The 13,900-nt window shown below is 64.8% G+C and carries 14 protein-coding genes; 6 read left to right on the forward strand and 8 right to left on the reverse strand.

Annotated features, from left to right (window positions below):
- Positions 1-12 precede the first annotated feature (12 nt).
- Positions 13-3,432, forward strand: coding sequence for an efflux RND transporter permease subunit (locus tag HCO70_RS23690; RefSeq protein WP_172300385.1), 3,420 nt, complete (start codon positions 13-15; stop codon positions 3,430-3,432).
- A 37-nt stretch (positions 3,433-3,469) separates the two neighbouring features.
- Here the strand turns inward: HCO70_RS23690 and HCO70_RS23695 are convergent, their stop codons facing one another.
- The 3 genes from HCO70_RS23695 to HCO70_RS23705 are packed head-to-tail and all read right to left on the reverse strand — an operon-like array spanning position 3,470 to position 4,924.
- Complete coding sequence (locus tag HCO70_RS23695; protein WP_172300386.1) at positions 3,470-4,156, reverse strand: DUF899 domain-containing protein; 687 nt, start codon at positions 4,154-4,156, stop codon at positions 3,470-3,472.
- Positions 4,153-4,587: an SRPBCC domain-containing protein gene (locus tag HCO70_RS23700; RefSeq protein ID WP_172300387.1), complete on the reverse strand. Its 435-nt coding sequence runs from the start codon at positions 4,585-4,587 to the stop codon at positions 4,153-4,155. The genes HCO70_RS23695 and HCO70_RS23700 overlap by 4 nt, the downstream gene beginning before the upstream one ends.
- Positions 4,577-4,924, reverse strand: a complete 348-nt coding sequence (locus HCO70_RS23705) for a helix-turn-helix transcriptional regulator (RefSeq protein WP_172300388.1) — start codon at positions 4,922-4,924, stop codon at positions 4,577-4,579. The genes HCO70_RS23700 and HCO70_RS23705 overlap by 11 nt, the downstream gene beginning before the upstream one ends.
- A gap of 110 nt (positions 4,925-5,034) precedes the next feature.
- Between HCO70_RS23705 and HCO70_RS23710 the strand changes: the two genes are divergently transcribed.
- The 3 genes from HCO70_RS23710 (at position 5,035) to HCO70_RS23720 (ending at position 8,239) form a co-directional block, all read left to right on the forward strand.
- Entirely contained in the window at positions 5,035-5,976 is a 942-nt protein-coding gene (locus HCO70_RS23710) for an aldo/keto reductase (RefSeq protein ID WP_172300389.1), read from the forward strand.
- Positions 5,973-7,049 (forward strand): FAD-binding oxidoreductase, encoded by a 1,077-nt coding sequence (locus HCO70_RS23715; protein WP_172300390.1) that lies wholly within the window; start codon positions 5,973-5,975, stop codon positions 7,047-7,049. Before HCO70_RS23710 ends, HCO70_RS23715 begins: the two co-directional genes overlap by 4 nt.
- 188 nt (positions 7,050-7,237) lie before the next feature.
- Complete coding sequence (locus HCO70_RS23720; RefSeq protein ID WP_172300391.1) at positions 7,238-8,239, forward strand: SH3 domain-containing protein; 1,002 nt, start codon at positions 7,238-7,240, stop codon at positions 8,237-8,239.
- 75 nt (positions 8,240-8,314) lie between these two features.
- Here HCO70_RS23720 and HCO70_RS23725 read toward each other — a convergent pair whose 3' ends face one another.
- A complete protein-coding gene (locus HCO70_RS23725) occupies positions 8,315-8,770 on the reverse strand; it encodes a MarR family winged helix-turn-helix transcriptional regulator (RefSeq protein WP_172300392.1) in 456 nt (151 codons plus the stop codon).
- Positions 8,771-8,842: 72 nt separating this feature from the next.
- Between HCO70_RS23725 and HCO70_RS23730 the strand changes: the two genes are divergently transcribed.
- Positions 8,843-9,163: an antibiotic biosynthesis monooxygenase gene (locus HCO70_RS23730; protein ID WP_172300393.1), complete on the forward strand. Its 321-nt coding sequence runs from the start codon at positions 8,843-8,845 to the stop codon at positions 9,161-9,163.
- Positions 9,164-9,172: 9 nt separating this feature from the next.
- Here HCO70_RS23730 and HCO70_RS23735 read toward each other — a convergent pair whose 3' ends face one another.
- Entirely contained in the window at positions 9,173-9,802 is a 630-nt protein-coding gene (locus HCO70_RS23735; protein ID WP_172300394.1) for a TetR/AcrR family transcriptional regulator, read from the reverse strand.
- Positions 9,803-9,869: 67 nt separating this feature from the next.
- On the opposite strand from HCO70_RS23735, the gene HCO70_RS23740 reads away from it, so the two are divergent.
- Positions 9,870-10,598, forward strand: coding sequence for an SDR family NAD(P)-dependent oxidoreductase (locus HCO70_RS23740; RefSeq protein WP_172300395.1), 729 nt, complete (start codon positions 9,870-9,872; stop codon positions 10,596-10,598).
- Positions 10,599-10,661: 63 nt separating this feature from the next.
- Here HCO70_RS23740 and HCO70_RS23745 read toward each other — a convergent pair whose 3' ends face one another.
- The 3 genes from HCO70_RS23745 to HCO70_RS23755 are packed head-to-tail and all read right to left on the reverse strand — an operon-like array spanning position 10,662 to position 13,816.
- Positions 10,662-11,744 (reverse strand): BMP family ABC transporter substrate-binding protein, encoded by a 1,083-nt coding sequence (locus HCO70_RS23745; RefSeq protein WP_172300396.1) that lies wholly within the window; start codon positions 11,742-11,744, stop codon positions 10,662-10,664.
- A 54-nt stretch (positions 11,745-11,798) separates the two neighbouring features.
- The gene (locus tag HCO70_RS23750; protein ID WP_172300397.1) at positions 11,799-12,731 is read right to left on the reverse strand and encodes an ABC transporter permease; all 933 of its coding nucleotides are present in this window, start codon (positions 12,729-12,731) and stop codon (positions 11,799-11,801) included.
- Positions 12,731-13,816, reverse strand: a complete 1,086-nt coding sequence (locus HCO70_RS23755) for an ABC transporter permease (RefSeq protein ID WP_172300398.1) — start codon at positions 13,814-13,816, stop codon at positions 12,731-12,733. The genes HCO70_RS23750 and HCO70_RS23755 overlap by 1 nt, the downstream gene beginning before the upstream one ends.
- Positions 13,817-13,900: the final 84 nt, after the last annotated feature.

Below are 13,900 nucleotides of genomic sequence, written 5' to 3' on the forward strand. Positions count from 1 at the left end.
GAGGAACCCGGCATGGATGAACGCTTCCCCCGCGTCGGCGGCATCCTGTCCTATTTCACGCGTCACGCCACGGCGGCGAACCTGCTGCTGGTGCTGATGATCGCCGCCGGGCTGTTCGCCTTCCCCCGTATGCGGGCACAGTTCTTCCCCGATATCGTCGTCGACGAGATCGACGTTTCTGTCAGCTGGGACGGCGCCGGGGCCGAAGATGTGGACCGCGCCATCGTACAACTGCTCGAACCGGTCCTGCTGGCCGTCGAGGGTGTGGTGGCGTCCGAATCCGTCAGCCGCGAGGGGCGAGCCTCGATCGAACTGGAGTTCGAGCCGGGCTGGAACATGTCCCGCGCAGCCGATGACGTGGAATCCGCCGTCGACACGGTAAGCAACCTGCCCGAGGATGCCGACGAACCCACGATCCGGTGGGGCGGCTGGCGCGACCGCGTGACAGACGTGGTCATCACCGGTCCCGTGGGCGTCGATCAGCTTGGCCGCTTTGCAGACGAATTCGTCACCAGGCTTTTCGCCGAGGGTGTGACCCGAACCACCATCCGCGGCTTGGCCGATCCCGAGACCGTGGTCGAGGTGCCTTCGATCTCGCTGATCGAACATGATATCACCATGCAGGAGATCGCCGACGCCATCGCGGGCGAGGCAGAGGCCGACCCGGCAGGCGATGTCGACGGCGCCAATGCGCGCGTCCGTACCGGTGTGGCCAAAACCGGCGCCGACCAGATCGCCGCCATTTCGCTGCGCTCAAATTCCGACGGTTCGAAACTGACGATCGGCGATGTTGCCGATGTCATCGTCGGCGGCATCGACCGCGACCGCGCCTATTTCGTCGGCGAACACCCGGCGATCTCGGTCCGTGTCGACCGCTCCGACCGCGGTGACGCGATCAAGATCCAGCGGCAGGTCGAGGATGTCGCCGCCGAGATGGAACTCACCCTGCCCGAGGGCGTTCAGATCGACCTGATCCGCACCCGGGCAGAGGCGATCACCAACCGCCTGAACATATTGCTCGACAACGGCCTGATGGGGCTTGGCCTCGTCCTTGCGCTGCTGTTCCTGTTCCTGAACGCGCGCACCGCCTTCTGGGTCGCCGCAGGAATTCCCGTCGCGATGACCTCTGCCATCGCGCTGATGTATGTCGGGGGGTTCACGCTCAACATGATCTCGCTCTTTGCGCTGATCATCACGCTGGGCATCGTTGTGGACGACGCAATTGTTGTCGCGGAACACGCCGACCATCGTGCCCGCCGCCTGCCCGAAACGCCGGTGCAGGCCGCCGAGAACGCCGCGCGCAAGATGTTCCCCCCGGTCTTCTCCTCGACCGTGACTACTGTGATCGCCTTTTTTGGCCTGACCGTGATCAGCGGCCGCTTCGGAGAGATGATCGCCGACATCCCGTTCACTGTGATCGTGGTGCTTCTGGCGTCGCTGATTGAATGCTTCCTGATCCTGCCGAACCACATGTCGCACTCCATCGGCAACGCGGTGAAGGTTCGCTGGTACGACATGCCGTCGCGTTACGTGAATATCGGATTCCGCTGGTTCCGCGAGACCATATTCCGCAGGCTGATGAAGCTGGTGGTCTGGGCGCGTTACCCTGTGTTGGCCATGGCGCTCCTGCTTCTGGCGCTGCAGATCGGCGCCTTCATCCGCGGCGACCTGCAATGGCGGTTCTTCAACTCGCCGGAACAGGGATCGGTCTCGGGCAATATCGCGATGGCGCCGGGGGCCACACGCTCCGACACGATGGAAATGATGCGCGAACTGCAGCGCGCGACCGATGCCGTCGCCGAACGGCTGGAGGATGAACACGGGCTGAACCCGCTCGACTATGTCATCGCCGAGATCGGCGGCAACACCGGCCGTGCCCTGTCGGGCGTGGAAAACAAGGAGGACTACCAGCTCGGCTCCATCGCCATCGAATTGATCGACGCCGATCTGCGTCCCTATTCCAGCTTCCGCTTCGTCGAACTGCTGCAGGAAGAGGTCCGCCAGCACCCGATGGCAGAGATCGTCAGCTTCCGCGGCTGGCGCGGCGGCCCCGGAGGCGACGCGCTGGACGTGCAGCTTTTCGGCGCGTCCGGCGACATCCTGAAGGAAGCGGCGGAATCGCTGAAGGCGCAGGTCTCGCAGTTCCCCGAGGTCTCTGCGCTGGAGGACTCGCTGTCCTACGACAAAGAGGAACTGGTGCTGCAGCTGACACCGCAGGGCCAGGCGCTGGGCTTTACGATCAGCGACCTCGGCCGCGTACTGCGCCACCGGCTGAACGGGATCGAGGCTGCGACTTATCCCGACGGCCCCCGGACTGGCGCGATCCGGGTCGAGCTTCCGGCCGGCGAACTGACCGCCGACTTCCTCGATCGAACCCGCATGCGCACCTCTTCCGGCGACTATGTCGCGCTGGCCGATATCGTGACCGTCGAACGTGCCGCCGGGTTCTCCACCGTCCGGCGCGAGAACGGGTTGCGGCTGGTCTCGGTCACCGGCGACATTTCCGAAGACGACCCGGCGCGCGCCAACGAGATCATTGATGCGCTCGAGGAGACGATCCTGCCGGGACTGGAATCGACCTTTGGCGTCACCTGGCAGATGTCCGGCCTCGCCGAGCAGGAGAACGAATTCCTGAGCGACGCCAGGAACGGCTTCATCATGTGCCTTCTGGGCATTTACCTCGTGCTGGCCTGGATCTTCGGCTCCTGGACTCGGCCCATCGTGGTAATGGCAATCATTCCCTTCGGCCTCGTCGGCGCCTTCTGGGGTCACATCCACTGGGGTGTGCCGCTGTCGATGTTCTCGGTCGTCGGTCTGATCGGCATGACCGGCATCATCATCAACGACTCCATCGTGCTGGTGACAACGGTCGATGAGTATGCCGAGACGCGCGGCCTGATCCCGGCGATCATCGACGGCGCTGCAGACCGCCTGCGCGCGGTGATGCTGACGACCGCGACCACCGTCCTGGGCCTTGCGCCCCTGCTTTACGAGGGATCGCAGGACGCGCAGTTCCTGAAACCGACGGTGATCACACTGGTCTATGGGCTGGGCTTCGGCATGGTGCTGGTCCTGCTGGTGGTGCCGGCGTTGATGGCGATGCAGCAGGACGTGTCAAAGCAGGTCCGTGCGTTCAAGCGCGCGCTGCGCCCGTCTGGGCAGGGCAGCGGAGTGACCGCCGCCGTCGCCGTCACCGGCCTCGCGCTGCTGGCGCTCTTCGCCGCCACACTTGGCGCGGTCATTGTGACGGGCGCGCTGCCCTCACCGCTGCTGGCGCTATTGCCCGGCGCCTGGGCTACGTCGACCGGAGCGCCGATGCTCACGATCGCGCTGGTGCTGTTCCTGATCGGCACGGCCATCCTTGTTCTTGCTGCCTACCTGATCGCGGCGCTGGCGCTGACTCTCTTCGGCCGCCGCGGCACCGCCGCCTGACCGGCAGGCGCTGGCAGAAATAGCGCCCGCGCAAGTCTCAGTACTGGTCCCGCCGGCGCAGCCAGCCCATGCCCCGGCCCGGCGGCTCGTCCCGCCCCAGCGCGGTCATGTCCAGCAGCCGGTAGGCGCCGTTGATCTCCTCGATCCCGCGGCCGTAGGTGGAATAGGTGTGATACACCGCCTCCCCCTCCTTCGCGAAGAAAGACAGCCCCGGCATCTCGATCTGCGGCGGCGGTGTCATCGAGCCGTAATTGTATTCCGACTCCACCCGCTCCGCTTCCGGAAAGCTGACGCCGAAGTCCCGGCCGAAATCGATTCCATTCGAAGAGACCCAGCGCAGGGTCCAGCCCATCCGGCCCCGGTAAGCGTCGAGCTTTTCGAACGGCGCCGAGGACACCAGCACCAGGGTCGTATCCCGATGCGCCAGGTGGACGTCGATGCCGTTCATGTTGTCCGCCCAGAAGGAGCAGGACTTGCAGCCTTCCTCCCAGTCCGGCGCGAACATGAAGTGGTAGACGGCAAGCTGTGCCCGCCCGTCGAAGAGTTCGCCGAGCGTCTCGCCGCCCCTCTCCGAGGTGAACCTGTACGAAGCATCGATCAGAACCCGCGGCAGCGCGCGCCGCGCCGCCGCCAGTTCGTCATGCGCCCGCATATGGGCCTTCTCGTGGGCGAGAAGGCCGATACGCGCCCGGGTCCAGTCGTCCCGTGACACGGCAGCGGTCATGCCGTCGTCCCCAGCACGTCCGCGAGCGTGCCAAGGATCCCGGTCCACCCTTTTTCGTGCCCGTCGCGCGAGCCCTCCGAGGGGAATTTCTCGTGAAAGAGCGTCACCAGCGTCCCTGCGCCTTCCGGCTCGAAGGTCAGCGTCACCAGGCTGTCCGGCGCCGCATGCGGCGAGTTCCAGGTAAAGATTAGCCGGTTCGGGCGGTCGATTTCGCGATATTCGCCCCAATGCGGGATCTCTCCCATGTCGTTGGTCATCACGATGTCATAGCGGCCGCCGACGCGCGGGTCGTTGGTTGCCGATTTCACGCCGGTTCCCGGACCGGTCAGCATGAAACGCCGGATCATCTCCGGGTCCAGCCAGGCGTCGAACACACGCTCGGGCTTGGCGGGAACGGATTGGGTCACGCGCAGCGAAAGGTCAGTCGTCATCGTCGTTCTCCTCGGAAAAGATCGCGGCCAGGTGTTCCAGCCGCATGTCCCAGCTGCTCCTCAACTCGGCGAACCATGCGTCGATCAGGCGGAGCGGTTCCATTTCCGGCGCGATCAGATGTTCGCGCCATTCGGTCTTGCGGCTGACGAGGCCCGCCTTCTCCAGCGCCTTGATATGCTTGGAGACGGAATTGAGGCTCATGTCGAAACGCCCGGCGAGGTCGGTCACCCGCAGCGGGCCCTCCTGCACCAGGATCGTCAGGATCCTGCGGCGGTTCGGGTCCGATGCTGCTTTCAGCACCTCGGTCAGCCGGTCGCTGTCTTCTCGTTCAACCATATGGATGAATTAAAGCGAGTTGCTCGATCAGTCAACCCGAAAGGTGAATGACTGCTACTTGCCCCCGCCCCGGCGGCCCGGTAGGTCTTGGTCAAAACGGGAGAGACCGCATGTCCAGCCAACCCGAGTTGAATTCCGTAAACGGTGACCCGATCTCGAAATTCTGCTTCGGCACGATGCAGTTCGGCGGCCGTGCCGACGAGGCACAGTCAAAGGAGATGTTCGACGCCTGCCGCAGCGCCGGGATCAATTTCTTCGATACCGCTTACGGTTACACCGACGGGCAGTCGGAAACGCTGCTTGGCAAATTCGCCGCGCCGGAACGGGAGAAGCTGTTCCTGGCGACCAAATGCGCGCATCCTGCCCCCAGCACCGCGGCGAACATCACGGCGCAGTTCGAGGAAAGCCTGAAACGGCTCGACATGGGATATGTCGACCTTCTTTACCTGCATCGCTGGGACGACGACACGCCGGTCGAAGAAACCTTCGAGACGCTGGCCAAACTGGTCGAGGCCGGGCAGGTCCGGCATATCGGGATCTCCAACTTCTCGGCCTGGCAGACGATGAAGGCAGTGCGGGTCGCGCATGATTTCGCGCTGACAATCGATGTGCTGCAGCCGATGTACAACCTCGTGAAGCGGCAGGTGGAGGTGGAGATCCTGCCGATGGCCCTGTCCGAAGGCTTCGCGGTTTGCCCCTATTCGCCGTTGGGCGGCGGGCTGTTGACCGGGAAGTATGCCAAAGGCGGCGAGGGGCGGCTGGTCGACAACGAAATGTACAAGAAACGTTACGCGCAGGACTGGATGCACGAAGCCGCCGTGGAGCTGAGCGAGGTGGCCGAAGATCTGGAAGTGTCGCCGATCACACTGGCCGTCGCCTGGGTGGCACACAATCCGGCGATCACCGCCCCGATCATCAGCGCCCGGACGCTGGAACAACTACAGCCATCGCTGGCAGCGATAACGCACACGCTCGACCAGCGCACCTATGACATGCTGACCTCGCTCACGCCGACCCCGGCACCCGCCACGGACCGGCTGGAGGAGGCATGAACGACTTTCTGATCGTCGGCGGCGGGATCGCCGGCGTCTCTGTCGCGGCGCGGCTGTCGCATCTCGGCACGGTTTGCGTGCTCGAGGCAGAGGAAGGACTGGGCTACCACGCCTCCGGCCGCTCGGCGGCGCTCTACGAGGCGACATACGGCAAGGATTCGGTGGTCGCTCTGAACCTCGCCAGCCGTGACTATCTGACAGATGCGAATGGCGGCGTGCTGTCGCCGCGCGGGATCATGCTGCTCTGTACCAAGGGCGACGAAGCCGCTTTCGCCGCCGACATGAAGACGCTGAAACTGAATCCATTGAACTTCGCCGAAGCGCAGTCGCACATCCCGATCCTGAACCCGGAGACGGTGACGGCGGCAGGTCTCCGCTGGGACACGTGGGACATCGACACCGACCGGCTGATCCAGAACTTCGCGCGGGAGGCGCGCGCCAATGGCAGCGTGAACCTTAAGGCGCGGGTCACGGGGATCTCGCGCCAGGAAGGCGGCTGGGTGGTCGAAACGGCGCAAGGCAGCTTCGAGGGCCGCATTCTGGTGAACGCAGCCGGCGCCTGGGTCGACGAAGTCGCGAGAATGGCAGGCGTCGCGCCGCTGGGCTTCCAGCCCTACCGCCGCTCCATCGCCCGCATCCCGGCGCCGGGCGGTCACGACGTCTCCAAATGGCCGATGATGTTCGGCCCGGGAGAGACATGGTACGCCAAACCGGACGCCGGCAAGCTGCTCGTCTCCCCGGCCGAGGAACATCCGATGGACCCGCACGACGCCTGGGCCGACGACATGGTGCTGGCCGAGGGTCTGGCGCGCTACGAGAACGCGGTTACCGAACCGGTGACCCGGATGGACAGCAACTGGGCCGGCCTGCGCACCTTCGCGCCGGACCGGACATTGGTCATCGGTTTCGCCAGCGACGCGCCGGACTTCTTCTGGCATGCCGGGCAGGGCGGCTACGGTTTCCAGACCTCGCCCGCGGCATCGCGGCTGGCCGCCGACGTGATCGGCGGCACACCCCCGGAATTGGAACCGGCTATCGTCGCGGCGCTCTCCCCATTCCGGTTTGCCGCATGAATGTGCAGTCTGATCGTGCACTGGTTGTGTACGATTGCTGTACGCCCGGCGTACAGTTGCGCCGGAACCACCACGCATAATTCAGCATATCCAGTGGGTTGCCGCATGGCGGCGAATCCGGCAATCCTTGCGCGGATTATTGCCGACCCGGCGCCTGCCAGCCGACCGGGCCAGAACTGGAGAATTTGATGCGCGCGACTGCTGCCACAGCGCTCGCCTTTGCCGCCATGGTATCCGGGATTTCCCCGGGGCATGCCGGCACCGGCGCTTCCACAACTTACCTTAACGTCCGCGCCGCTGCCGGAGGCGGCAATGCAGTTGTTGGCGGACTGGCCCCTGGGGATGTCGTGGAAATCCTGCGCTGCGACGCGGATGGCTGGTGCCTTGTCGCCGGCGCCGGGCAGGAAGGCTGGGTCGCTTCGCGTTACCTGACCGCTGGCCCGGAATATCCGCAGGCCAACCCGGCCTGCAGTTGGAATTTGAACGTCGCGCTGCCCGAGCCGCGCTTCGAGGCGACCTGTCCCCCCGGCGTCGAACCCCCGCCGCCTCCGCCACCGCCCGGCGACATTGCTTGTTTCTTCACCGAGCCGAGCTTTGGCGGTGACCGCACCTGCCTCGATGTCGGCGACTACGCTCGGCTCGACGCTTCCGAACAGGACGTTTTCAGCTCCGTCCAGCTCTCCGGCGAGGCTCGCGTGCGGCTCTGCACAGAGCCCGATCTCGGCGGCATCTGCATGGACTGGCTGGCCAGCGCCACTGAACTGGACCGCCGCCTCGACGACGCGGCGTCCTCGGTAAAGGTCTATGTCGGTTACCTCCCGCCGCCGCCGCCGCCGCCGCCCGTGATCCATTCCGAAGGTACCCTCTCCGTCACCCGGAACGGCCGCGTCAACCTCGACGCCGGAACGGCCAGTGCCGCGGGCGCCGACCTGTGGTGGCGCGCGGTCGATGGCGGCGCGCAGGTTCTGCAAGTGGTCAACGGCGCGCAGCTGTCGCTCGGCGACGGCTCGGACCGAAGCCTGCAGGCCTGCAGCAGCGAATCCTACGATGAAACGCCGTTGCGCTTGTCGGATCTGGAAGGCGGCTCGGTGGTTTGCATAAAAACCAACCTCGGCCGCGTCGGTCGCGTACAGGTAACCGAGACCGGCGGCGGGATCGAGATCGCCTATGTCACATGGGGCGAGGAATAGGGCAGGTGCGCAAGCGGTATTAGGCTTGGGATCGCGTTGCCAGAAGCAACAGCGCGCCCAGCGTGGGCCATGGTATCAGGCCGACTTGTCCAGCGCTTGTCTGAGACCTGCGAGCACAGACTCAGCGGCGGCAATGTCGAGGTGACGCAGGGGGTCGGCAAGACCTTCCGTCCACGGCGCGCGGCGCGCTTCGGCCTGCTGCAGAATGTCCTTTCCGCTTTCGGTCACCACGACCAGCTTCGCGCGTTTGTGGGCGGGGTTATCCTCCAGCCTCACAAAGCCATCGGCGGCAAGTTCGTTGACCAGGCGCTGTACGGACTGACGGGCGAGCCCGAGGCGCCGTGCGATGTCGGACACCGTAGGTGAACGTTTCGCGAAATCCGCCGTGGCGAGGACCTGCCAGCGAGCGCTGGTGAGGCCGATATCGCCAACCAGCGCGTCGCCGGCAGCAGCTAGGCGGCCCGACAGGCGGAGGATCTCGAAAATGACGCGGCCGGTGGCGGCGCCCTTGTGGCTGAGTTGCGTGGTCATGCGGGAAGTCTGCACATTGACAGCAAACTGTCAAACACGATATGACAACACCCTGTCATAATGGAGAGTCGTATGGCTTCGCACTCATTTCGCATCGACAAGTTCACCGTGCCGGAGGCGGCACGCGCGGAATTCCTGGCACGGGTGGCCGAAACCCACGAGGTCCTGCGCGGCTGCCAGGGCTTCGTGCGCGACGTGGTCTACGAGCAATATGCCGGACCCGGAGCGTTCAACCTGATCACCCTGGTGGAATGGGCGGATCAGGCGGCAATCGACGGCGCGGTGAAGCGGGTGAAGGCAGCGCAGGACGCAAGCGGCTTCGATCCGCGCGAGACGATGGCCCGGCTGGGCATAACCGGGGACATCGCGTTCTACAGGGAACTGACCGTCTGAGCAGCCCGTTCAGTCCTGCGGCAGCGCCCGCAGGTAGCCGAGGAGAAGGCGTACGACATTCTCTTCGAACATGGTCTCGGGCATCTCCTTAAGCTCGCCTACCAGGCGGGCTCGCGCCGGCGCCATCAGCGCGATGTGAAAGAAGCTGACCGCAGTATCTATGTCCGCGATCCGAACATCACGCGCCGAAGCAAGCATCGCGGCGAGGCAGCCGCGGATGCGCAGCCGCGCCTGCTCCATCTGTTGATTGCCGCCATAGGTCTCCGCTACCGCGTAAAGGCTGCGGGATTCCTCGGCATTCTCGAACTTGGCGGCGAGGAAAGCGTGAACCAGACCGGTGACCATCTCTTCAAGCGTCTTACCGTGCCAGGTGGCGCAGGCCTCCTCGACCGCGCCCGATATCCGCTTCATGTGCCGCTCCAGCGCCGCCGCCAGCATCGCCTCGCGCTGGGCGTAGTACTGGTACAGCGTTCCCACCGACACACCGGCGCGCTCGGCCACCCGTGTCGTCGTGCAACGGGCGATCCCTTCGCGCGCCAGAACCTGAATCGTGGCGACGTGAATCGCGTCGACGGTCAGGCGTGACCGGTCCTGGACCGGTTGTTTTCTTGGGCGAAGCGGGGATGCGGCGGTGCTCATGGAATGCGAATTCAGAACCTGAAGGTTTCTTCATATATCATCTCCAGACGCAGTCAAGGAGAGTGTCATGACAGAGAACGGACAGATCGCGCTGGTCACCGGCGGCACGCGCGGAATCGGGCGGCAGGTGGTCGCGGACCTTGCGGCAAAGGGTTACACGGTGTTCCTCGGGTGCCGGTCATTGGAGGCCGGAATATCCGCAGCGGCGGAGCTGGCGGACCAGCCGGGCGAGGTCGTGCCCATAGTGATCGACGTGACCGATGACGCGGGCATCGCCGCCGCGGCGGAGACAGTGCGCGAAAAGGCCGGGCGGCTGGACGTGCTGGTGAACAACGCCGGCATCTCCGGCGACTGGCAGAAGCCGGCGGAGGCAACGCGAGACACGATGCGGCAGGTCTACGAGACCAACGTCTACGGGCCCATCGCGGTGACGCGGGCGATGATGCCGCTGCTGCGCGAAAGCGCGTCGAAGACGGTGGTGAACGTGACCAGCGAATTGGGATCGCTGGGCGAGCACTCGAACCCGGACTTCGCCTATGGCTGGGTGGATTCGCTGCCCTATTGCTCGTCCAAGGCAGCGCTGAATGCCTTTACCGTCCTGCTGGCAAAGCAGCTTCGGCAGGAAGGGTTCCGTGTGAACTCGGTCAACCCCGGCTTCACCGCGACGGAGTTCAACGACTATCGCGGCACCCGCAAGGTGGAACAGGCCTCCGCCGTGGTGGTGCATTATGCGACGCTGGGCGAGAGCGGACCGACCGGCGGGTTCTTCACCGATGGCGGCATGCTGCCCTGGTAGCGTGCAGGTACGAAAAAGGGCCCGGCACTGCCGGGCCCTTCCAATTGTCAGTCCGGTGCCGGATCAGCTCGGGATATCGCCCTTCAGCCCTTCGACGTAGAAGTTGAGACCGGCCAGCGTGCCGTCGTCGGCCACTTCGCCTTCGGCGAGCCATGCAGAACCGTCCTGCTTGTTCAGCGGGCCGGTGAATGGGTGATACTCGCCCGACGCGATGGAATCACGCAGCGCCTCGGCCTCGGTCTTGATGTCATCCGGCACAGCCGAAGAGATCTCGCCGATGCCAACCATCCCGGCGCCGATGCCGTCCCAGGTGTTGTCGCTTTCCCAGGTGCCGTCCAGAACCGCCTGCACACGTTCGATGTAATACGGCGCCCAGACGTCGATGATCGACGAGATCCGCGGCATCGGCGCGTATTCCGCCATGTCCGCGGCCTGGCCAAAGGTGTAGACATCGCCCGCCTTCTGCGCGGCGGCCTGCGGCGCGGTAGAGTCGGTGTGCTGCAGCACCACGTCGCAGCCCTGCTCGATCAGCGCCTGAGCTGCGTCGGATTCCTTGGCCGGATCAAACCAGGTGAAGGCCCAGATAACCGCGAATTCCACGTCCGGGTTCACCTGCTTGGCGTGGATGTAGGCAGAGTTGATGCCACGGATGACCTCGGGGATCGGGAAAGAGGCAATGTAGCCGATCTTGTTGGTCTTGGTCATCTTGCCGGCCAGGAAACCCTGCACCGCGCGTCCTTCGTAGAAACGGGCTGAGTAGACGCCGACATTGTCGGCTGTCTTGTAACCGGTGCAATGCTCGAACTTCACATCCGGAAACTTCGCGGCGACGTTGATCGTCGGGTCCATGAAGCCGAAGGATGTGGTAAAGATGATGTCGGCACCGCCCAGCGCCATTTGGGTCATCGCACGTTCGGAGTCGGCGCCTTCCGGCACGCTTTCCTGGATCACCAGTTCGACCTTGTCGCCGAAATGTTCGGCCATCTCCAGCGCCGCCTCGTGATGGTGCTGCGACCAGCCGCCGTCGTTCTTGGGCCCGACATAGATGAAGCCGGCCTTGACGGTTTCCTGTTGCGCCCAGGCAGCGCGGGTCATGCCCAGCGCCGCGGCGGCGGCACCGCCGGCAAGGACTGTTCTGCGTTTCATGGTGTTACTCCCCTGACTTGTGCGGGCCTTTGGCAGCCCGCCGGAAATGCGCCTCTAGCTCGAGGCATGGAAACTGCGCCCCAGCGAGGCCGGCGCGTTCAGTGCCGCGCGGCCTCGTCCCGAGGACATGATGACAAGCACCAGAATGGTTATCAGATACGGTGACATCGACAAGTATTCGACCGGCACCGCCAGCCCGGCAGCCTGCAGGTTCAGTTGCAGAACCGTAACCCCGCCGAAAAGATAGGCGCCGATCAGCACGCGCCACGGTTTCCAGCTGCCGAAGACCACGATTGCCAGCGCGATCCATCCTGCGCCGGCCGTCATACCCTCGGTCCATTGCGGCACACGGACAAGGCTGAGATAGGCGCCGCCCAGCCCGGCACAGGCGCCGCCAAATGCGATGGCCATCAGGCGGACCCAGACAACCTTGTAGCCCAGCGCATGCGCGGCGTCGTGGCTCTCGCCGACCGCGCGAAGGATCAGCCCGGCGCGGGTGTATTTCAGGAAGGCCCAGACGGCAGCGACCAGCAGAAGCGAAAAGTAGACCATCGCATCATGCTGGAACAGAACGCGGCCGATGAAGGGAAGGTCGGCCAGAGGACCAAGGTTGATATCGCCAACCGGCGGTGGCTTGATCCCGACATAGCCCTGGCCCAGCAGGGCCGACAGACCGAGGCCGAACAGCGTCAGCGCAAGGCCGGTCGCCACCTGGTTCGACAGGAAGAACTGAGTCAGAACACCGAACGTCATTGACAGCAGCGCACCACCTGCCGCCGCGCCAACGAAGCCCAATGCAGGAGACCCGGTCTGCACCGCGATGGCAAAGCCACAGATCGCGCCGGTGATCATCATCCCCTCGACGCCGAGGTTCAGCACGCCGGATTTCTCGACGATCAGTTCGCCTATCGCGGCAAGCAGGATCGGCGTCGAGGCGACCATCAGCGAGGCCAGCAGGACAGCGGGATTGATTGCGGAAAGATCCATCAGGCGGCCTCCGTCCGGCGCAGGCGAATGCGATAGTTGGTCAGCACGTCCACCGCCAGCAGGAAGAACAGCAGCATCCCCTGGAACGCCTGGATCGCCGCGGCGGGCAGGCCGAGGTTGGCCTGCGCCGCCTCGCCGCCGATATAGGTGAGCGCCAGCAGCAGGCCGGCAAGCAGGATGCCCACCGGATGCAGCCGCCCGAGGAAGGCGACGATGATCGCGGTGAAGCCGTAGCCCGAGTTGAAGTCGATGGAGATCTGGCCAGCCGGACCGGCGACCTCGAACAGCCCGGCGAGGCCCGCCAGTGCTCCGGAAATACCCATGCAGAAGATGATCAGCAGGTTCGGCCGGACGCCCGCAAAGCGCGCCGCGCGCGGGCTCTCGCCGGTCAGCCGGATCTGGTAGCCCAGCATGTGCCGTTTCAGCAGGACATAGGCGGCAATCACTGCGATGAAGGCGGCGACCACGCCCCAGTGCATCCCCGTTCCTGCGATCAGTTCCGTGTTCGCCGCCGCCGGGTATTGCTGCAAGTTGCGACTTCCAGGAAAGCCGGACCCTTCCGGGTTGCGCAGCGCGCCCAGCGCCATCGACGCCAGGAACTGTTCCGCGACATAGACCAGCAGCAGAGAAACCAGGATCTCGTTGGTGTTGAACCGCGTCTTCAGGATCGCCGGGATCATCGCCCAAAGGAACCCACCCAGCGCCCCGGCAATCACCATCAGCGGAAAGATCAGCCAGCGCGCCTCCATCGGGTAAAAGGCAAGGCCCACCGCGGCGCCAAAGATCGCGCCCATGATGTACTGTCCCTCGGCGCCGATGTTCCAGATCCCGGCGCGAAAGCCGAGCGACAGGCCGATGGCAATCAAGATCAGCGGCCCCGCCTTCACCAGCAGCTGACCGCGATAGTACCAGGCGAACTCGCCGAGCAGCGGATCGTAGAAGATTGTCTTGATCGCAAGGAACGGGTCCTTGCCGAGGAAAGCGAACAGGATGCCGCCCGCGATCATGGTGATCACCACCGCCAGCACCGGGGTCGCATAGCTCCACGCCCGCGACGGCTGCGGCCTTTTCTCCAACCGTATCACCCGCGTCCCCTTCCCCTGTTCTCCCCACCGACCACTAATGGTGCGGCCATCGGATCCACCCGAAACGGCGACCGAGCTGTTGCT

It is taken from the genome of Pseudoruegeria sp. HB172150, from assembly GCF_013184805.1.
Taxonomy (GTDB): Bacteria; Pseudomonadota; Alphaproteobacteria; order Rhodobacterales; family Rhodobacteraceae; genus Psychromarinibacter.

Excerpts from the sequence above, each read along its gene's own strand:
- HCO70_RS23750 (WP_172300397.1), bottom strand. The coding sequence starts at position 12,731 with ATGGATCTTTCCGCAATCAATCCCGCTGTCCTGCTGGCCTCGCTGATG.
- HCO70_RS23710 (WP_172300389.1), top strand. The coding sequence starts at position 5,035 with ATGTCCAGCCAACCCGAGTTGAATTCCGTAAACGGTGACCCGATCTCG.
- HCO70_RS23730 (WP_172300393.1), top strand. The coding sequence starts at position 8,843 with ATGGCTTCGCACTCATTTCGCATCGACAAGTTCACCGTGCCGGAGGCG.
- HCO70_RS23695 (WP_172300386.1), bottom strand. The coding sequence starts at position 4,156 with ATGACCGCTGCCGTGTCACGGGACGACTGGACCCGGGCGCGTATCGGC.
- HCO70_RS23705 (WP_172300388.1), bottom strand. The coding sequence starts at position 4,924 with ATGGTTGAACGAGAAGACAGCGACCGGCTGACCGAGGTGCTGAAAGCA.
- HCO70_RS23745 (WP_172300396.1), bottom strand. The coding sequence starts at position 11,744 with ATGAAACGCAGAACAGTCCTTGCCGGCGGTGCCGCCGCCGCGGCGCTG.
- HCO70_RS23720 (WP_172300391.1), top strand. The coding sequence starts at position 7,238 with ATGCGCGCGACTGCTGCCACAGCGCTCGCCTTTGCCGCCATGGTATCC.
- HCO70_RS23725 (WP_172300392.1), bottom strand. The coding sequence starts at position 8,770 with ATGACCACGCAACTCAGCCACAAGGGCGCCGCCACCGGCCGCGTCATT.
- HCO70_RS23700 (WP_172300387.1), bottom strand. The coding sequence starts at position 4,587 with ATGACGACTGACCTTTCGCTGCGCGTGACCCAATCCGTTCCCGCCAAG.
- HCO70_RS23715 (WP_172300390.1), top strand. The coding sequence starts at position 5,973 with ATGAACGACTTTCTGATCGTCGGCGGCGGGATCGCCGGCGTCTCTGTC.
- HCO70_RS23735 (WP_172300394.1), bottom strand. The coding sequence starts at position 9,802 with ATGAGCACCGCCGCATCCCCGCTTCGCCCAAGAAAACAACCGGTCCAG.
- HCO70_RS23740 (WP_172300395.1), top strand. The coding sequence starts at position 9,870 with ATGACAGAGAACGGACAGATCGCGCTGGTCACCGGCGGCACGCGCGGA.
- HCO70_RS23690 (WP_172300385.1), top strand. The coding sequence starts at position 13 with ATGGATGAACGCTTCCCCCGCGTCGGCGGCATCCTGTCCTATTTCACG.